Genomic DNA, 19,429 nt, shown 5'->3' on the forward strand with positions numbered 1-19,429 from the left:
ACCTGCCTGGTATTGTTAATCAGCCTGTCATAAATAACAACGCAGAACATTTTGTGATCGTTTTCGCTTTTTGAGGATCGGGCAATGGACGTGCTCAGAAAGCCAGCGCATAGTCATTATGCATATAAAATCGCAATTGAATATATATTCAATCGGAGATAACAAATGAAAGCCTCTGTCCTCAAAGTCTCTCTACTTGCTTCAATCATGATGATCTCGGCGGCGTCGCTGGCGGCGGATAAGGGGTTGCTGGCTATTATTACGCCATCACATGACAACCCGTTCTTTAAGGCCGAAGCCGACGGCGCGCAGGAGAAAGCCAAAGCCCTCGGTTACACCACGCTGGTGGCCTCACATGATGATGACGTGAATAAGCAAAATCAGCTGATTGAAACCGCCATCGCGCGCAAAGCCAAAGCCATCATCCTTGATAACGCCGGTGCGGATGCCACCGTTGGCCCGGTGCAAAAAGCCAAAGATGCCGGCATTCCTACCTTCCTGATTGACCGCGAAATAAATAAAACCGGCATCGCCGTGGCGCAAATCGTCTCCAACAACTATCAGGGCGCACAGCTCGGCGCCGAGAAGTTCGCCAAACTGCTGAACGGCAAAGGGGATTATGTCGAGCTGCTGGGCAAAGAGTCAGATACCAATGCGGGTGTACGTTCGCAGGGATATCACGATGTGCTGGATGATTATCCCGATCTGAAGATGGTGGCGCAGCAGAGTGCCAACTGGAGCCAGACTGAAGCCTTCAGCCGCATGGAAACCATCCTGCAGAAGAACCCGAATATCGTTGGCGTGATCTCCGGTAACGACACCATGGCGCTCGGTGCGGAAGCGGCGCTGAAAGCGGCGGGCAAAACCAATGTGATTGTGGTCGGCTTCGACGGCAGCGATTACACCCGCGACTCCATCCTCAATAAAGGCAATATCAAAGCGACGGTGCTGCAGCCGGGCTGGGATCAGGCGCAGATGGCCGTTGAGCAGGTGGATTACTACCTGAAAAACGGCAAAGCGCAGAAAGAGGAGAAGCAGCTGATGGATTGCGTGCTGATTGACGACAGCAACGCCGCGAAGCTGAAAACCTTCAAGCTGGCGCAATAACATGGAGGCCGGCATGAAGGGGAAAGCGCTGAGCGGCACGCTGGTGGCGCTACTGACGCTGATGTTAGCCGCCTGCACCGTGGTGGATCTCGATGCCAACGGCAAACCCATCATGCCGAAAGATCCTAACGCTAAACCGGGCTACAGCGATCAAACGCCGCAGCAGATTGCGGAGTCAAGCTGGGCCAGCCGCGTGCAGCAGCCAGCTGAGAAGCAGGCGCTGAGCTGGGCGGATATGGAAACCAAAAGCCACACCGTCAAAGCGGGCGGCAGCGAAAGCGTGTTTGTGCGCGCGGCAGGCACGGTAACGGCGTTTGATAACAGCAACGAGCGGGAACGCAGTCTCACCATGACCATCAACGGCAAGCCGGTGAAAGTGTTGATTGGTCCGGTGCTGCGCGGCAACGCGATTCGCGATGCAGCCGGTTTCCGCTTTGAAGAGTTTACTAATCAGGTGCAATACGCGCAGCTCACCAAAGCACTCAATCGCCACGCGGTGAAACAGCTGCCCGCAGTGGATGCCAGCTGGGTGGGCAAACCGGCGCAGGCGCTGCTGGCCGTCAGCATTGGCGCGGGCACAGTAAATGAGGTGGTTGCGGTGCAGCTGCAGCAGGGGAATCCATAATGAGCGACGAGATCATTCTGCAAGCTAATCAGATGTCGATGCTATTCCCTGGCACCTTAGCGCTGGATCGCGTGGATTACCGCGTGTGGCGCGGCAAAGTCAACGTCATCATCGGCGAAAACGGCGCGGGAAAATCGACGCTGATGAAGATTCTCGCCGGCGTGCAGCAACCGACCAGCGGTGAGATGTTCCTGAACGGTAACAAAGTGGCGTTTCACAGCACGCGAGACGCCGCGCGTCACGGCATCGGCATGGTGCATCAGGAGCTCAACCTGTTTGAGAACCTCAGCGTAGCGGAGAACATTTTCCTTGGCCGGGAAATCCAAAGCGGCATTCGGCCCATCAATGAAGCCGAGCAGAAACGCCGCACCGCCGCGCTGATGCAGCGCCTCGATCAGCCAATTTCACCGGATGAGAAGGTCGGCAGCCTGAAGGTTGGCCAGCAGCAATTGGTGGAGATCGCCAAAGCGCTGGCCGAGGACGCTGACATTCTGATCCTCGACGAACCGACCTCGGCGCTGAGCAAAACTGAAGTGGAGATCCTGTTTCGGGTGATCCGCGAACTGACGCGTCAGGGCGTCTCCATCATCTATATCTCGCATCGGCTCGAGGAGCTGATGGCGATTGGTGATGTGATCACCATTCTACGCGACGGGCGTTTTCAGGCCGAAGCGCAGGTCAGCGATATCGACGTGCCGTGGATCGTGCGCGAAATGCTGGGCAGTGAACCGGTCGGCACTTTCCTGCCGCCGGATCGCCAGTTCGGTGCGCCGGTGCTGGAAGCCGAACACATCACCTGCGTCAGCCCGAACGGCAACACGCTGGTGGATGATGTCAGTTTTCAGGTGCGTTCCGGAGAGATCGTCGGCATTTACGGGTTGATGGGCGCGGGGCGCACCGAACTGTTTGAGTGTTTGCTTGGCACGCAGCGTAACTATCTCGGCAAGCTGTGGCTCGACAGCAAACCGCTGCCGACGCGTCTGCCGACCGCTGAACGCATTCGTATGGGCATGAGTCTGGTGCCGGAAGATCGCAAACGCTCGGGCATTTTTCCCATCTCATCGGTGGCGAGTAATCTCACCATCGCCAGCCTGTGGCGGCGTCTGTCGCATCGCACCGTGATTTCAGAGCAGGCGGAACGCGAAGTGGTGACCAGCACCGTCGGCAATCTGGCAATCAAAATCTCCTCGCCGGATGTCGCCATTAGCGCACTGAGCGGCGGCAATCAGCAAAAGGTGGTGATTGGCCGATCGCTGCTGACCAATCCGCGCTTGCTGCTGCTGGATGAACCGAGCCGTGGTATCGACGTCGGTGCCAAAGGCGAAGTGTTCCGCATGATGGTGAAGCTGTCGGAGCAGGGCATTGCGGTGGTGTTCTCCACCTCGGATTTGAAAGAGATCATGGCCGTAGCCGATCGCATCATTGTGATGTCCGGCGGCAAATTGACTGCTGACCTGCCGCGCGCTGAAGCGGAAGAGGCGGCGCTGGTTAAAGCAAGCGCACAAGGGTTCTGATATGAAAAACAATGGCGCGCTCGCGCTCGCATCGCCTGTCAAAGCATTCAACTCACGCGAAAGCCTGATTTTGCTGCTGCTCAAACTGCGCACCTTTATTGCGCTGTTTCTCATTGTCGGCTTCTTCGCTATCACGGTGCCCGATTTCCTCGCGGTGGGCAGCATGGTGATCATGGTGAAACACATCGCCATTAACGCCTTCCTCGCGCTCGGCATCACGTTTGTCATTATCACGGCGGGCATCGATCTCTCTATCGGCGCCACGCTCGGCCTGTGCGGCATGATCGCCGGCTGGCTGATTACCAAAGGCATTGTGTTGCCGATGTTTGGCATCGCTATCTTCCCCAGCGTGTGGCTAATCGTGCCGATTGTATTGCTGATTGGCGGGCTGATTGGCGCGGTCAATGGCTGGATCATTACCCGCTATAACGTGGCTCCGTTCATCTGCACGCTCGGCACCATGTACATCCTGCGCGGCACGGCGATGCTCACCTCGGGCGGCGAAACCTTCCCCGGTTTGCAGGGCAATGAAATGCTGGGGAATACCGGATTCGACAAGATTGGCGCTGGCTATTTCCTTGGTTTGCCGTGGGCCATCTGGATGATGGTGCTGCTGGCGCTGGTGATTGCCTACGTGGCGCGCCGCCTGCCGTTTGGCCGTCAGGTTTACGCGATTGGCGATAACGAACGCGCCGCTGAACTCTCGGGCGTGAAAGTGAAGTCGGTGAAAATCTGGGTCTATGCCATCTCCGGTTTTTGCGCGGCAATTGCTGGCATCGTGGTCTCGTCGCAGCTGGTGGCCAGCCATCCGGCGAACGGAACCTCCTTTGAAATGAACGCGATTGCCGCAGTGGTGCTGGGCGGTACCTCGCTGGCGGGTGGACGCGGCACCATTCTTGGCACGCTGATTGGTGCCTTTGTGATCGGCTTCCTCGCCGACGGTTTGATCATGATGGGTGTGAGCGAGTTCTGGCAAATGGTGATCAAAGGCATCGTGATTATCGTGGCGGTGATCATCGACCAAATGCAGAGCCGCATGCAGCAGAAAGCGGCGGTGGTGGCGCAGAAAGCGCTGATTGAGGAGGGCGGTAGCCCGGCAAAAAGTTAATCGGTTGGGTGCAGGCGCTGATTGTCTGCACCTTTTTTTCTTTATCACGAATAAATATTCATCCATGCTTTAAAATTCAGAGGTGTCTATGAATCCTTTCAAATACACGGTAGCGGATCTGGCAGCGAAAGCGCGCGCTGTGCGCCGCCGCATCATCCAGCTTAATGCGGGCAGCCCGGCGGGCGGTCACACCGGTGCCGATCTCTCACAGGTTGAGATCCTTACCGCGCTCTATTTCCGCATCCTGAACTGCGCGCCAGATCGCACCAACGATCCGCAGCGCGACATCTATATCCAGTCGAAAGGCCATGCGGTGGGCGGTTATTACTGCGTGCTGGCAGAAGCCGGTTATTTCCCCACCGAATGGCTGCCAACTTATCAGCATTCCGATTCGCATCTGCCGGGCCATCCGGTGCGGCAAAAAACGCCGGGCGTTGAGCTGAACACCGGCGCGCTGGGTCACGGTTTACCGGTGGCGGTCGGCATTGCGCTGGCGGCGAAGAAAGATAACAGCGACCGACGCATTTTTGTCGTCACCGGTGACGGTGAGCTGGCGGAAGGCAGCAACTGGGAAGCGGCGCTGGTGGCGGCGCATTACGGCCTCGATAACCTGGTGATCATCAATGACAAGAACAAGCTGCAGCTGGCGGGGCATACGCGCGACATCATGAATACCGATCCGCTGCCGGAAAAATGGCGCGCCTTTGGTCTGGATGTGAGTGAGTGCAACGGCAATGACATGGCGGCGGTGGTGGACGCCATCGAAAACCTGCCGCGCAACAGCGGCAAGCCGCAGGTGATTGTGGCGCATACCGAAAAAGGCTTCGGCATCTCCTTTATTCAGGGCAAACCGGAGTGGCATCACCGTGTGCCGAAAGGGGAAGAGATTGCGTTGGCACTGGAGGAATTAAAAGATGAGTAATGCAAAACACCTGGCGACGGTAATGGTTGAGGCATTTATTGATGCGGTTAATCGTGGTGTCGATTTAGTGCCGGTGGTGGCCGATTCCACCTCAACCGCCAAAATTGCGCCCTTTATCAAAGCATTCCCCGATCGCCTGATCAACGTGGGTATCGCGGAGCAAACGCTGGTGGGCACCGCCGCCGGTCTGGCAATTGGCGGCAAAGTGGCCGTGACCTGCAACGCCGCGCCGTTCCTGGTTTCCCGCGCCAATGAGCAGGTTAAAGTCGACGTCTGCTACAACAACACCAACGTTAAACTGTTTGGCCTGAATGCCGGTGCCAGCTACGGCCCGCTGGCCAGCACCCATCACAGCATCGACGACATTGCGGTGATGCGCGGCTTCGGCAACATCGAAATCTATGCGCCATCCTGCCCGCTGGAGTGCCGCCAGATTATTGAGTATGCGCTGGCGCATGTCGGGCCGGTGTATATCCGTCTGGACGGTAAGGATCTGCCGCAGCTGCACGATGAAAACTATCAATTCCGTCCTGGCCAAATCGACGTGTTACGTGAAGGTTATGACATTGTGCTGGTGGCGATGGGCTCGACGGTTCACGAGGTGGTTCACGCCGCCGAGCAACTGCATGAGCAAGGCATTACAGCAGGTGTGATCAGCATTCCATCGATTCGACCTTGTGATACCCAACAGCTGCGCGAGCTGTTAAATCACTATCCAGCGGTCATTACCGTGGAAGAACACAACGTCAACGGCGGCGTCGGCAGCCTGGTGGCGGAAGTGCTGGCGGAAGGCGGCTGTGGCATCCCGCTGCTGCGTTTGGGCATCCCCGACGGCGAATACGCGATTGCCGGCGATCGCGCCTCAACCCGTGCCCGACATGGCATTGATGCCGCCAGCGTAGTGAAGAGTGCAGCGCGCATCTGTGCAGGAGCGTAAAGATGGCAGGTTCGTTGATACTGGCAATTGATGAAGGCACCACCAACGCGAAAGCGATTGCGGTCGATCGTGCCGGCAATGTGGTGGCGCGCGGCAGTCAGCCGCTGACGCTGGAACATCCGCAGCCGGGTCTGGCGGAGCAGGATCCGCTGGCGATATGGCAGGCGGTGAAGCAGGCGGTGAGCGCTTGTCTGGCGCAGTGTGCGGGGGCGCAGGTTGCGGCGGTGGCGATCAGTAACCAGCGCGAATCGGTGCTGATCTGGCAGCGACATAACGGTCAGCCGCTGACGCCGCTCGTCAGCTGGCAGGATCGCCGCTCGGAGGCGTTTTGCCGCGATCTGCGCGTTGCGGGTAAAGCCCCGCGCATCACCGGACTCACCGGGTTGGCGGTCGATCCGATGTTTCCGGCCGGCAAACTTACCGGCATGTTTACTGCGTTGCCGAATGGATTCGCGCGCGCGCAGGCCGGTGAACTCTGTATCGGCACCGTGGATAGCTGGCTGAGCTGGCAACTGAGCGGCGGCGAAAGCTTCGTCACCGATCACGCCAATGCGGCACGCACCCAACTCTACAACCTGCACAGCGGCGACTGGGATGATGAATTGCTGGCGCTGTTCCATATTCCCCGCGCGGCGCTGCCGCAGATTGTGCCCTCGGCCAGCGCGCAAGGCGTGGTGACACGCAACGATATTCCCGGTTTAGCGCCCGGCACGCCGATTTTGTCACGCATCGGCGATTCGCACGCTGCACTGCAAGCGCAGCGCAACGGCAGCGAAGAGGTGGTGAAAGCCACTTACGGCACCGGTTCATCACTGATGATGTCGATGGCGACGCCGTTGCTGACGGAAAATGGCCTCAGCACCACGGTGGCGTGGCACGACGGCACGCTGCGCTATGCCTTTGAAGGCAACATTACCCACACCGGTTCCGGCGCGGCGTGGCTGGGCCGCATGCTTGGCATTGATGATCCGCGAGAACTCACTGCGCTGGCGCAGCGTAGCGAACACAATCAGGGCATCTATTTTGTGCCAGCGCTTTCCGGTCTTGGCGCGCCCTGGTGGGATTTGAAAGCGCGCGGCATGGTATGTGGCTTGACCGATGCGGCGACGCCGGAGGTGCTGGCGCGCGTGGCGCTGGAGTCGATCACCTTCCAGATCGCCGATGTGTTTTTTGCCATGGAGCAGGCCAGTGGCGTGCAACTTCCTGCGCTGTGCGTGGATGGCAGCGCCACGGAAAATAGCTGGTTGATGCAGATGCAGGCCGATGTATTGCAGCGGCCACTGAAACGCGTGCCGACGGCAGAAGTTTCTGCGCTGGGCGCCGCGCTATTAGCGGGCCGCACCTTAGGCTGGTGGCAGCAGGGTAGTGAGATGCAGGCGTTACAGGGCGGTAGCGTGATCACGCCGCGTGAGGATCAGGCGAAAAGCATGCAAGAGAATTATCACGGCTGGCTGGATGCGGTGGCGCGTTGCCGTTATCAGCCGCATTGATTATCGTTATATAAATCGCGCACGCTTCGTAGCGGCGCGATTTATCGCGCTTTTTAGACATTTATCTCATGCCACATAGCGCAATAAATTGCGCCGCTACGATGTTGTACGGTGATAAACGTGCAGCGCTACTGAAAACGGTTGGCTTTATCACGCGCCAGACGTTCCAGCGCAAAAATCACCTGCTGTAGCTGGCGTTCCTGAATCGGTTCGATGGCGGTAAAGCGGAAGCTAAGGCGCGGTGTGGCGCGGGTTTCATTCTTGCTGGTCACTACGGTGCGTTCACCAATGTGCAGCAGCTGTGCAGTCACCTCAAAGTGACCATACTCAGCTAAATCCACGCGCAGGTTTTTAAAGGTATCGCCGCGATTGAGGCCTTCCGGTAACGCTTCGTCCAGCAGCACGCCGACGCCGCCCAGTGACAAATCCTGCAGGCGGAAACGCGCGGTACGCCCATCAGGCCACTGGCTGTGGCAATAAAAAACCGGTTCCAGCGGCGCATTGACGCGAAAGAATTCACGACGTTGAATCTGCCACACCAGTTCCGGCAGCGACGCAGCAAAAGCGGGTAAGCCTTCGAATTCAACCCGCTGTAAACCGGTTAAGCCAAATTCGACTTTGGCACCGTGCGTTTCGGCGGCAATATTCACTTCGCCACCTTGCAGCGCTAAATCGTTATCCAGCGCGTTGCTGCCGAGGTCAAAGATCACCTGATCTTCATCGGCTGACAGCAAGCGACTGATAAACTGACCGCGCGAAAAATTCACCATCAACAGGGTTTGAAAACGCAACAGGTCCTTCATCACGCCCAAAACCGCTAACGTGCCTCGCTTGAGGTATTGTTCTTTATCGGCTTCTCCCACGTCCTGCTCCACTTATCCGATTGTTATTTTCACGACTGACAATGCTGTTCGTCAGTTATCGGCGTCGCTGCGCTAACCTTTAGTCAGCTAACGGCTATTTACGGCGGCAAGTTGGGATGCAGATCATAAAATCCCGTCTATACTAGAGGCGGTGAACACATTGATTAATAACGTAAGGAGCAGTACATGGGTATTCTTTCATGGATTATTTTTGGTCTGATTGCCGGGATTATCGCTAAGTGGATTATGCCGGGTAAAGATGGCGGCGGCTTTATCATCACCGTGGTTCTGGGTGTGGTGGGTGCGGTTGTCGGTGGCTGGATCAGTACCCTGTTTGGTTTCGGTAAAGTTGACGGTTTCAACTTTGGCAGCTTCGTGGTGGCAGTGATTGGTGCCATTGTGGTGCTGTGGATCTACCGTAAAGTGCGAAGTTAATCGCGCCAGTATTTGATGAAATCCGCCATCCCGCAAAGGGTGGCGGATTTTTTTATGCCTGATTAAAAGTCGTAGCCCACCGTGGCCATGACCGTGCGCTCAGCACCGCGATAGCAGTAACCGGTGCCGTAACAGGCGGCCAGATACGTCTTATCGGTCAGGTTGTTGGCATTCACCTGCAGCCAGGCGCCTTTCAGCTGTGAGTTCCATGCGCCAAGATCGGCGCGAACCGACGCATCAAACAGCGTTACCGATGGCAGACGCGTGGTGTTCTCGTTATCCGCCCACTGTTTACCGATATAGCGCACACCCGCACCGGCGCTCAAGCCGTAGTCAAACTGATAATGTCCCCACAACGATGCCATGCTGTTCGGCGTCACATACGGCGTATGGCCATCGTTACCGTCCACCGAATCTTTAAAGCGCAGATGATTTAGCGTGTAGCCGGCGATAGTGCTAAAACGCGACGTCAGCTGATTACGCGCCTCAAGTTCAATGCCCTGCGAATGCACTTTGCCCGACGGCGTGTAAGTGCCGTCCAGCACGTTACGGTTGGCGACATCGTCCTGGGTCAAATCGTAGACTGCGATTGAGTACATATCGCGCGTGCCCAGCGGCTGATATTTCACGCCCGCTTCATACTGCTCTGACGTAGTCGGTTTTAGCTGATTGCCGAAAGGATCGGTTAACGAAGCCGGCGTTATTGCCTGGCTCCAGCTGACATAAGGCGAGATGCCGTTCTCGAAGGCATATAGCAGCGCAGCGCGGCCGCTGATGTGATCGTCCTGACGACGGCTGGTGCCGTTTTCCGACACGATGCGATCGTAGCGTCCCGACAAATCCAGATGCCAGCGATCAAGCTGCAACTCATCCTGCAGATACAAACCGGTTTGATAGTAGCGGCGCGTCTGCGATGTCCAGTCGAAGTCCGGCATGATGCCCACTTCTTCGCCGTTCCACGCATTCAGCGCGCTGGCGGCACCGCTGGCTTCGGTGATGTCGTTTTTATAGCGATGGTATTCCGCGCCCAGCGTCACGCGATGCTGAACCGCGCCGGTAGCGAAATCAGCCTGCAAGCGGTTGTCATTGGCCCACGCGCTCAGCGATGAACGCTCACCGGAGTAGTAGCGGTTCAGCAGGTCTGGATTCGTTGCGTTCCAGCCAATCTGATAAACCTGATCGAGCTCGGTATTGGAGTGGCTGTAGCTGCCGGTGGAGTACACCGACCACACATCGTTGAAGCGATGCGAGAAGTCATAGCTGTAAATCTGCTCGCGACGTTTGAACTGATCGAGCGCAGTGTCACCTTCATAGAAACTGTCACTCAATTTGCGGCCATTATGGCTATAGAGCGTGCCTTCCGCCGGTACCGAGCCGTGATAGCCGCCGGACGGATCTTTCTGCAGGTAGGCGCGCAGCACTAAGTTGGTATCTTCACTTGGCTGCCACATCAGCTGTGGCGAAATCGCATATTTCTCTTCGCGGGTGTGATCGTATTGGGTATCGCTGTTGCGCGTAATGCCGGTTACGCGAAATGCCCACTGATCGTTGATGGCGTTGCTGTAATCAAAGGCGGCGTTATTGGTGGCGTTGGTGCCGGTCGCCAGGCGGAAGTGGCCCTCTTCAGCAAACTGCGGGCGCTTGCTCACCATATTCACCAATCCGCCCGGCACCGTTTGGCCGTAGAGCGCGGAGGAGGGACCTTTAATCACATCGATGCGGTCGAGGAACCAGTTATCCACCTGCAGGATGTTGAAGCTGCCGCCGTCACTCATCACGCGCAGGCCATCGAAGAAGGTGTTATCGACATCGCCGCCGTGGAAACCACGCAGCGCGATGGTGTCATAACGCGTGGCCGCGCCGCCAAAGTTGGTGAAGACGCCCGGCGTGTAACCCAGCGCCTGATTGAGATCCTGCGCGCCCTGATCTTCCATCTGCTGACGCGTGACTACCGAGATCGACTGCGGGGTAGTAATCAGCGGCTGATCGCTTTTGCTGGCGCCGCTGCTGCGCGTGGCGAGATAGCCCTGCGTCGGCGAGGTGGCGCTCTCTTGCGGTTGCGCTGTCACGACAATCGACTCTTCAGCGAAGCTTGCCGCGGGTAAAGCCAGCGCAAGCGCGCACAGTACGCGGCCACGTTTAAGGGTAAACAACGAGGTCATGAGAGGTTCCTGTTATTTTAATGGGAATAGCTATCGATATCAGATTGAGAATTATTATCTTTTGTCGCGGATGTTTCAAGATGTGAGTTTGTTGCTAGAGGAATGTGAGGAAAATGCACAGATGACAGGCACGAGCTGTAGCGGCGCGATTTATCGCGCATGGCATTAGTTGCACCTTGCCCAGCTTTGGATCGCGCAGTAAATCGCGCCGCTACGGGAATGTGCAGTTGCCGGGCTTATTCGCCCGGCAGAATAGAGGTAATTACTTCGCGCGACTTAAAACCGGCATATTCGGGATATCGCCAGCGTTATTACAGGTTTTGTCTTTCGGGCAGTACTTATCCAGCAGCTTCAGCGTCACACCGTTGGTCCAGCCGAAGCCGTCCTGCAGCGGATATTCACCGCCGCCACCGCCGCCCAGCTGCGCGCCTTCAACTACGTATTTCTCGACCAGCTTATGTTCCTTGTCGTAGGTCGCCTGCACGTTCTGCAGGAAGCGCTGACCAATCTGTTGCGCCAACTTCGGCTGCTTGTAATGCTCCAGACCTTCTACCGCCACCCATTGCAGCGGCGCCCAGCCGTTTGGCGCATCCCATTGCTGGCCGTTATTCACCGTGGTGGTCACCAGTCCGCCGGGTTTCAGCAGCTGTTTTTCAACTGCGGAAGCGGTGCGTTCAGCTTGCTTATCGCTCGCGAGCTGCATATAGAGCGGGAATAGCGTCGCAGCGGTCAGCTGTGAATGCACCTGCTTCTTCTGGAAATCGTAATCGGCGTACCAGCCTTTTTTGTCATCCCACAGGTAGCGATTGATCGCCGCCTGACGTTTCTCAGCATCCGCCGCGAACTGTTTGGCTTTGTCATCCTGCTTATCCAGTTTGGCGGCTTTGGACAGTGTCTGTTCGAGGTGGAAAATCAGGCTGTTAAGATCAACCGGTGCCAGCTGCGTGGTACGGATGGACGCCAGATTGTGCGCATCGGTGAACCAGCGCGAACTGAAATCCCAGCCCGAAGCCGCGCCCGCACGCAGATCGCGATATACCTGCTGCTTATTGCGCTCCGGCGCTTTATTCGCGGTGTTGACGTCATCCAGCCAGGATTCGGTACGCGGCGCATCGCGATCGTCCCAGTAACGGTTAAGCAACGTGCCGTCGCTGAGTTTGATCACGCGTTTGCTGGCCTGGCCGGCCGCCACTTTGTCGCTGTCCGCCATCCAGTAATCGTACTCTTTCTGCAGCTGCGGCAGGTATTGGCGATAGACGTCGTCGCCTTTGTGCGTTGCCAGCAGGTCAACCATCAAGCTGAAGAACGGCGGCTGCGAGCGGCTGAGATAGTAGCTGCGGTTGCCGTTGGGAATATGGCCATATTTGTCCAGCTCGGTGGCGAAGTTATCCACCATATCCTGTACGCGATCCCAGTGTCCGCTCTCCGCCAGGCCAAGCATGGTGAAGTAGCTGTCCCAGTAATACACTTCGCGGAAGCGTCCGCCAGGCACCACGTAAGGTTTGGGCAGCGGCAGCAGCGAATCGTACTGACTGGCACTTTGCGCGGTACGCGTCAGCACCGGCCATAAACCGTTGATGTGCTCACGCAGGCTTTGCCCGGCGGGCGGCACATATTTGTCACCCTCTTTTGGCAGCGTGAAGTTGCTGTCGACAAAATGCTTGAGATCGAAGTTGCGCTGGTTTTTTTGCATCTGCCAGTCGGCCAGAATCGACGAGGGATTGGATTTCGGCACCGCATCGGCGAAGGTTTTCTGATCCGGATAAAATTTAGCCTGCTGTACCGCATTGAACAACGGTCCCAGGCGCACATCCGGTGGCTGCGGTTGGTTGCTGAGCATGCGGTTTTGATCGTCGGCGTGTGCGGCGCTGGCACCGGCCAGCAACGCGGCGCTAAGTAAAAAGGTCAGACGCGCGGGCGTGAATACGGCATTTTTTATCATCGGTTTTTCTCCTTGTCCGAAAAGGTGGTGTGCTAACGCATTGACCACCCGAACAACTTTAGTCGTAATCGCGCCGCTTAGCCTCGCACAGCGGTGGAAATGTGAAGCGCCCGGAATTAATCACGTGAGAAATTGCCTCAAGGCTAAGGTTTTTGCTTGCCCTGTACGGCTATTTGCCTGAGGCTGAAGCAAAAAAAGGAGAGTCGTATGGAGATAATCTGGTATCACCCGTCGCTGGCGCCGCAAGGTTGGCTGGAGGGTTTGCGTCAGCGTTTGCCGGAGGCGCGCGTGCGTGACTGGCAGCCGGGCGACAACGCGCCGGCCGATTATGCGGTAGTGCGTTCTCCGCCGGTTGAGATGCTGGCGGGGCGTCAGCTGAAAGGTGTGTTTGCCATGGGCGCGGGCGTCGACGAGATCCTCAAACAGCTGCGTGACAATCCACAGATGCTGGCCGACACTGTGCCGTTATTCCGCCTGGAAGATACCGGCATGGCGCGCCAGATGCAGGAGTACGCCAACTGGTGCGTGCTGGGCTGGTTCCGCCGTTTTGCCGACTATCGTGAACTGCAGCAGCAGGCTTGCTGGCAGGAGCTGGACGGTTTCGATCGCGAAAACTTCACCATTGGCGTGCTCGGCGCAGGCGTATTAGGCCGTAGCGTGCTGGAGAGTTTGCGTCAGTGGGGCTTTCCGTTACGCAGCTGGAGCCGTTCGCCGAAGCAGATCGACGGTGTGCAAAGCTTTCATGGCCGCGAACAGCTCAATGCTTTCCTGGCGGGCACGCAGGTGCTAATCGATCTGCTGCCGACCACGCCGGAAACCACCAACCTGATCGATAGCCAGCTGCTTAACGCATTGCCGCACGGCGCCTGCTTCCTCAACCTGGCGCGCGGTGCGCATGTGGTAGAAGCCGATCTGCTGGCGGCGCTCAACAGCGGTCAGCTGGCCGCCGCCGCGCTGGATGTGTTCCAGCGCGAGCCGCTGCCGCAGGATCATCCGTTGTGGTCTCATCCGCATGTCACAATCACGCCACATACTGCGGCGATTACCTTGCCAGGCGAGGCGATGGATTACATTGCGGATGCCATACTTGCTCTGGAGCAAGGTCAACAGCCGGGTGGTTTGGTCGATCGCCAGCGCGGTTATTAATTCCCATTGGGTCAGGAGATGAAGATGTATCCCGTTGATTTACATATGCACACCGTTGCCAGCACGCACGCTTACAGCACGCTGCATGATTATGTGGCGCAGGCGAAACAGAACGGCCTGAAGCTGTTCGCGATTACCGATCACGGCCCGGATATGGCCGATGCGCCGCACTATTGGCATTTCGTCAACATGCGCATTTGGCCGCGCGTGATTGATGGCGTTGGCGTGCTGCGCGGTATCGAAGCCAACATCAAAAATCAGCAGGGCGAGATCGATTGCAGCGGCCCGATGCTGGATGCGCTGGACCTGATCGTCGCGGGCTTCCACGAACCGGTTTATGCGCCGCGTGATAAAGCACATCACACTGAAGCGATGATTGCGGCGATGGCGGGCGGTTTGGTGCATATCATTTCGCATCCGGGCAACCCGAAGTTCCCGGTGGATATTCGCGCAATTGCCGAAGCCGCCGCGCATTACGATGTGGCGCTGGAGATCAACAACTCCTCCTTTACCCATTCGCGTCCGGGCAGCGAACCGAACTGTCGCGCCATTGCCGAAGCGGTGCGTGATGCCGGTGGACGTCTGGCGTTTGGTTCCGATTCGCATACCGCGTTTACGCTGGGCAATTTCGAACACTGCCTGCGCATCACCAGCGAAGTGGATTTTCCGCAAGATCGCGTGTTAAATGTCACGCCGCGTCGCCTGCTCGACTTCCTCGAACAGCGCACCGGCAAACACATTGCTGAATTTGCTGATTTTTAACTTTTTTGCCTCAAGGAATTCTGTTGCATGAATGAGTTTTCCATACTCTGCCGCGTCATCGGCTCGCTGTTTAATCGCCAGCCGCAGGATCCGCTGCTGGTGCCGCTGTTCACTCTGCTGCGTGAAGGCAAACTGCAACAGCAGTGGCCGTTGGAGCAGGACGAACTGTTGACGCGCCTGCAGCAGAATAGCGATCCGCAGGCACTGGCCGCTGACTACAATGCGCTGTTTGTCGGCAGCGAGTGCAGCGTGCCGCCGTACGCATCACAGTGGCCGAACGGTGTTGCTGAAGCAGACGTGCGTGAGTTTCTCAGCGCGCGCGGCATGCCGCTGAGCGAAGCGCCTGCCGATCACTTTGGCGTGCTGCTGCTGGCGGCATCCTGGCTCGAAGATCAGTCGGCAGAGGATGAATCTGCCGCGCAGCTGGCGCTGTTTGATGAGTATCTGCTGCCGTGGTGCGGCGCGTTCCTCGGCAAAGTGGAAGCGCATGCCACCACGGCGTTTTACCGCACGCTGGCGGCGCTGAGCCGTGAGGCAATGCAAGCGATGTACGACGAACTGAACGAAGAGCAGGGCGACGAGGCGTAATCGTTACCAGCTTGCTGCGCTGCTGCCAAGCTTCACGCCTGGCGTTGCGCAGATCATTGGCGTGCCGGGCAAATACGCTGCGGCACGCAATCTCTCCGCAATTCCCCACTGATTGATCTCTATCGCGCTCAGCGCGTCATCGTGCTGCGCGTAGATACCGTTTTGCGCATTCTGCGGCGCGTCACCGAACTGCTGCAACAGCCGCGCGGTGCGTGCCAGCGATAAGCGCGCCTGCCAGCCAACGCCGTTGGTCAAGCGCTGACGCAAACCTTCCAGCACCGCCGCGGCCATCAGATAACCGGTGGCGTGATCGAGCGCCTGCACCGGCAGCGGCGTCGGTTGATTATTGCCGCTCCAGCGCATGCCTTGTTCGGCGATGCCGCAGCCCATCTGTACCAGACTGTCAAAGCCGCGCCGGTTGCGCCACGGCCCGCTCCAGCCCCACGCATTGAGGCTGACATCCACCAGGCCCGGCGCGAGTCGGCGGCGCGTATCGGCATCCAGCCCGAGTTTTTCCAGCGCATCAGCACGATAACCGTGTACCAGCACATCGCTGTGCTGCAACAGCTGGCGCAGCTGCTCGCGCCCGGCGCGGGATTTGATATCAAGCCGCGCACAACGTTTGCCGCAGGTGATCTCCTCTTCCAGCGTGGGTTCGTGCCAGTCGGGCGGATCGATGCGCAGCACCTGCGCGCCGAGGCTGGCGAGAAAACGTGTCGCCACCGGTCCGGCAATGATGCGTGTGAGATCCAGTACGCGCACGCCGAGCAGCGGCCGCGCGGGCGACTGTGACCAGGCGGGCGGCGGGGCGGCGTCGGTGGCCTGTTGGGCAATCAGCGCTTCCTGCTGCACGGCGCTGCCTTGCGGATGCTGCAGCCATTGCGCTTCGCTGCGCATCTGCGCGGCGCAGCCGCCGGCATCAATCACCGCCTGTTCCAGCGTGGCGGCGGGCCAGCGGGCCACCGCATCGGCCAGCGCGGCACGATCGGCATGCTGGCCGAGCACGCGCTCCATCGCCGCACGATGATGTGCCGCGTTGGTGTGCAGGCGGATCCAGCCGTCGGCGCTGGCGTAATCACCGGCGAATTCATCCCACAGCGCAGCAGGCGGTCGATTGAGCGGGATCAGGCTGTGCTGAAACCAGCGCGAGGCGAGACGGACATTAACGCTGACCGGCGCGGATTGGCCGAGCAGATCGCTTAGCGCCTGGCTGGCGAGGCCGATGCTGGTGGCCGCTAATTCGCTGACGGCGAAGGCAGAGGAAAAAGTGTCGGGCTGGAGAAAAGTCGGCGAGGGAAGCGGGTCCGCGCCTCGCAATCCCTGCCACATTTGCTGCCACAGTGCGGCAGCACGTTGAGAATCCATGTTGAGTCTCCGGAAAACGCGCGAGACTCAAGCATAGCAGAGCGCATTAACGGCGGCGTAAGCGCGGGAAACGCGCGTGCATCCGCAGGTTACGCAGGTTGATCACCGCAATCGCGGTGCCCAGCACCACCAGTGACGCACCGAGGATCTTAAAGCTGTTCATGCTGTCACCCAAGACGAAAACGCCCATCAATACCGCCAGCACCGGCGTCAGCAGCGAATAGGGCATGATCAGGTTGACGTTGTATTTCTTCAGCAGCGCGTACCACAGCGTATAGGCGACAATCGACGAGGCGAGTGCGCTATACAGAATGCCAAACCAGCCGCGCCAGCCCGCGTGGCTCAGCGCGTAAAACTGATGGGATTCGGTCAGCCACGAAGCGGCACCGACAATCGGCACCGCAAGGAAGGAGATCCAGCCGGTGAGCGTCAGCGGTTGTATCGGCGGCGATTTTTTCACAATCATATTGCTGATCGCCCAGCCAAACGCGCTGCACAACAGAATACACAGCACCCACCAGGCCGGAATGGTCGGGCTGCCCGACAGCACCGCCACGCCGCTCAGCGAAATGGCGATACCAAACAGCTGCACCAGCCGCAATTTCTCTTTGAGAATCACCATCGCCAGCAGCATGGCAATCGGCGTACCGAGCTGAACCACGATGGCGCCGGTGCCGGCATCGGTGTAGCGCATGCCGACAAACAGCAGCGAGAAGTGCATAAAACCGAAGGTGAATGCCAGCGTCAGCAGCCACGGCAGTTGCGCGCGCGTAATGCGGCAGAATGGCACCAGCACAATCGCTACCACCACAAAGCGCATCCAGGTGAGAAACAGCGGCGGAAGTTCCAGTAATCCCCACTTCACCGCCACGTTGTTGAAAGCCCAAATGGAAACCACCATCAGAACCATTAAAAAATGCCGCACTGCCACGAGGTCTTCCTTCACGCTGTATAAAGATGATCACCGGCTAATGATGGCATGAAGGCGCGGACTTCGGGCATGTCGGGCAACATTTTTTTCGCATAAGCATTAGCTTATGCAGGAAAAAAATAAGACATGTCGCTGATTTACTGTCAAAGTGGATGTCCGAAAGGCGACCATAACGAGGACCGTATTCGGCATGACACACACCCGCGCTTTACCTCTTGCTCTGATTCAACTCGAAATCCCGCCGCCGCAGGTTGTGGCGCAAATTGGTGAACAACCCCGCTGGTTTATCGACGCGCTGCAACTGCAGCCCGATGACTATGTGATTGTGCGTCCGCATCTGGGCGATGATTTACCGGCCTTTGACCGCGTCAGTGGCGCGATCCTCAGCGGTTCCTGGGCGATGGTCACCGATCACGCTGACTGGAGCGAACGCACCGCCGCCTGGATTCGTGGCGCGCTGGAGGCGGAGCTGCCGCTGCTGGGCGTCTGTTACGGGCATCAACTGATGGCGTATGCGCTGGGTGGCAAAGTGGGTGATAACCCGCAGGGCTGGGAGCGTGGACTGAAACCGCTGACGCGCAATGCGCAGGGGCACAACGATCCCTGGCTGGCCGATCTACCGGGCGAGTTTCAGGCGTGGTTGTCACATCGGCAATCGGTGTTAACGCCGCCGCAGCATGCGCAGGTGCTGGCGAGCTCGGCGCAGGATGGTTGTCAGATTTTGCGTTATTCGCCGCAGGCGCTGTCGGTGCAGTTCCATCCGGAATTTACCCGCGAGATTATGACCGCCTGTTTACCGGCGGGCGTCAGTGACGATGGCACGGTTCTTTCAGGCGAAGATTGGTCGCGCGGACTGTTGCGCAGCTTCTGGCTACAAACGCGGCCGCAGCCGCGCGCGCAGGCTCAGGGCGCGTAGTTGCGCGTGCAGCGATAAACCCACGCGGGTGGCATATTTTTCAGCACCCGCTGGCGTTCCCAGGTGAAGTAGCGTGACAAATTTGGCTGGGTGAACGAGGTGTATTGAAACTGCACGAATACGCCGCGTGGACCCAGCGCATCATGCACCGCACTGAGGATGTTATCGCGCGTGGCGGGCGGTAATGACAGCAGCGGCAGGCCAGAAAAAATCACATCATATTCTCCGGCGAGATATTCCGCCGAACAGGCGCGTACCTGCATGCGCGCATCAGGCAATCCACGCAGGCTTTTCACCAGTTCCGGGCTGATTTCAAACACATCAAGCTGTGCTTGCGGTGACATGCGCGCCAGCACGTGACGCGTGAGCACGCCATCTCCGGCACCCAGTTCGGCGATACGCAGGCTGTTATCCCAGTTCACCGCATCGCACATGGTGCGGCACAGCGCGGCGGAAGAGGGCGTGATGCTGCCCATTTTGCGCGGGTTGCGGATAAATTGCTGAACAAAGTTCGCTTTGGCACGCATTAACGTCAGGGCTGAAGCCAACATCTGTTTCTCCTGGTTAGTATCCTGCTTCATATTGACCACATATTTCGCCCATGTTCCGCTTTTTG

The 19,429-nt window shown here is 58.1% G+C and carries 18 protein-coding genes; 12 read left to right on the top strand and 6 right to left on the bottom strand.

All coding sequences use genetic code 11. The annotated features are described in order from the left end of the window. Positions 1–165 precede the first annotated feature (165 nt). From DEU53_RS02775 to DEU53_RS02805, 7 genes are all read left to right on the top strand, one after another. Positions 166–1,107 carry a D-ribose ABC transporter substrate-binding protein gene (locus DEU53_RS02775; RefSeq protein WP_110865953.1) on the top strand — a complete coding sequence of 314 codons (942 nt, stop codon included), beginning with the start codon at positions 166–168 and terminating at the stop codon, positions 1,105–1,107. A 13-nt stretch (positions 1,108–1,120) separates the two neighbouring features. Then, positions 1,121–1,732 carry a DUF2291 family protein gene (locus tag DEU53_RS02780; protein ID WP_110866435.1) on the top strand — a complete coding sequence of 204 codons (612 nt, stop codon included), beginning with the start codon at positions 1,121–1,123 and terminating at the stop codon, positions 1,730–1,732. After that, a complete protein-coding gene (locus DEU53_RS02785; protein ID WP_110865954.1) occupies positions 1,732–3,246 on the top strand; it encodes a sugar ABC transporter ATP-binding protein in 1,515 nt (504 codons plus the stop codon). The genes DEU53_RS02780 and DEU53_RS02785 overlap by 1 nt, the downstream gene beginning before the upstream one ends. Before the next feature lies 1 nt (position 3,247). Beyond that, on the top strand, positions 3,248–4,354 hold the full coding sequence (locus tag DEU53_RS02790; protein ID WP_101760787.1) for an ABC transporter permease: 1,107 nt from the start codon (positions 3,248–3,250) through the stop codon (positions 4,352–4,354). An 88-nt stretch (positions 4,355–4,442) separates the two neighbouring features. Further along, positions 4,443–5,276: a transketolase gene (locus tag DEU53_RS02795; RefSeq protein WP_101760786.1), complete on the top strand. Its 834-nt coding sequence runs from the start codon at positions 4,443–4,445 to the stop codon at positions 5,274–5,276. Continuing rightward, positions 5,269–6,213 carry a transketolase family protein gene (locus tag DEU53_RS02800; RefSeq protein ID WP_110865955.1) on the top strand — a complete coding sequence of 315 codons (945 nt, stop codon included), beginning with the start codon at positions 5,269–5,271 and terminating at the stop codon, positions 6,211–6,213. The genes DEU53_RS02795 and DEU53_RS02800 overlap by 8 nt, the downstream gene beginning before the upstream one ends. A gap of 2 nt (positions 6,214–6,215) precedes the next feature. Beyond that, the gene (locus DEU53_RS02805) at positions 6,216–7,703 is read left to right on the top strand and encodes an FGGY family carbohydrate kinase (RefSeq protein WP_110865956.1); all 1,488 of its coding nucleotides are present in this window, start codon (positions 6,216–6,218) and stop codon (positions 7,701–7,703) included. Positions 7,704–7,831: 128 nt separating this feature from the next. Here the strand turns inward: DEU53_RS02805 and DEU53_RS02810 are convergent, their stop codons facing one another. After that, positions 7,832–8,566: a flagellar brake protein gene (locus DEU53_RS02810; protein WP_110865957.1), complete on the bottom strand. Its 735-nt coding sequence runs from the start codon at positions 8,564–8,566 to the stop codon at positions 7,832–7,834. Between the two features lie 186 nt (positions 8,567–8,752). On the opposite strand from DEU53_RS02810, the gene DEU53_RS02815 reads away from it, so the two are divergent. Then, positions 8,753–9,001, top strand: coding sequence for a GlsB/YeaQ/YmgE family stress response membrane protein (locus DEU53_RS02815; RefSeq protein ID WP_008102737.1), 249 nt, complete (start codon positions 8,753–8,755; stop codon positions 8,999–9,001). A 62-nt stretch (positions 9,002–9,063) separates the two neighbouring features. On the opposite strand, the gene DEU53_RS02820 is transcribed toward DEU53_RS02815, so the two are convergent. Then, positions 9,064–11,163 carry a TonB-dependent siderophore receptor gene (locus DEU53_RS02820; protein ID WP_110865958.1) on the bottom strand — a complete coding sequence of 700 codons (2,100 nt, stop codon included), beginning with the start codon at positions 11,161–11,163 and terminating at the stop codon, positions 9,064–9,066. 262 nt (positions 11,164–11,425) lie between these two features. After that, positions 11,426–13,105, bottom strand: a complete 1,680-nt coding sequence (gene treA / locus DEU53_RS02825; RefSeq protein ID WP_110865959.1) for an alpha,alpha-trehalase TreA — start codon at positions 13,103–13,105, stop codon at positions 11,426–11,428. A gap of 207 nt (positions 13,106–13,312) precedes the next feature. On the opposite strand from treA, the gene ghrA reads away from it, so the two are divergent. Genes ghrA through DEU53_RS02840 form a run of 3 tightly spaced genes read left to right on the top strand, consistent with a single transcriptional unit; the run spans position 13,313 to position 15,601 of the window. Continuing rightward, complete coding sequence (ghrA, locus tag DEU53_RS02830; RefSeq protein ID WP_110865960.1) at positions 13,313–14,251, top strand: glyoxylate/hydroxypyruvate reductase GhrA; 939 nt, start codon at positions 13,313–13,315, stop codon at positions 14,249–14,251. A gap of 24 nt (positions 14,252–14,275) precedes the next feature. After that, a complete protein-coding gene (locus DEU53_RS02835) occupies positions 14,276–15,013 on the top strand; it encodes a phosphatase (protein ID WP_110865961.1) in 738 nt (245 codons plus the stop codon). Positions 15,014–15,040: 27 nt separating this feature from the next. Beyond that, positions 15,041–15,601, top strand: a complete 561-nt coding sequence (locus DEU53_RS02840) for a molecular chaperone (protein ID WP_110865962.1) — start codon at positions 15,041–15,043, stop codon at positions 15,599–15,601. A gap of 3 nt (positions 15,602–15,604) precedes the next feature. Here DEU53_RS02840 and DEU53_RS02845 read toward each other — a convergent pair whose 3' ends face one another. Both DEU53_RS02845 and DEU53_RS02850 read right to left on the bottom strand, forming a co-directional pair. After that, entirely contained in the window at positions 15,605–16,966 is a 1,362-nt protein-coding gene (locus tag DEU53_RS02845) for a CoA transferase (RefSeq protein ID WP_110865963.1), read from the bottom strand. Between the two features lie 46 nt (positions 16,967–17,012). Next, complete coding sequence (locus DEU53_RS02850; RefSeq protein WP_101760776.1) at positions 17,013–17,897, bottom strand: DMT family transporter; 885 nt, start codon at positions 17,895–17,897, stop codon at positions 17,013–17,015. Positions 17,898–18,087: 190 nt separating this feature from the next. Between DEU53_RS02850 and DEU53_RS02855 the strand changes: the two genes are divergently transcribed. Continuing rightward, positions 18,088–18,813: a glutamine amidotransferase gene (locus DEU53_RS02855; RefSeq protein ID WP_110865964.1), complete on the top strand. Its 726-nt coding sequence runs from the start codon at positions 18,088–18,090 to the stop codon at positions 18,811–18,813. Here DEU53_RS02855 and DEU53_RS02860 read toward each other — a convergent pair. Next, the gene (locus DEU53_RS02860; RefSeq protein ID WP_110865965.1) at positions 18,801–19,364 is read right to left on the bottom strand and encodes a class I SAM-dependent methyltransferase; all 564 of its coding nucleotides are present in this window, start codon (positions 19,362–19,364) and stop codon (positions 18,801–18,803) included. The genes DEU53_RS02855 and DEU53_RS02860 overlap by 13 nt on opposite strands. Positions 19,365–19,429 lie beyond the last annotated feature (65 nt).

The sequence above is a fragment of the Pantoea sp. AG1095 genome (genome assembly GCF_003208415.1).
Lineage (GTDB): Bacteria > Pseudomonadota > Gammaproteobacteria > Enterobacterales > Enterobacteriaceae > Pantoea > Pantoea leporis.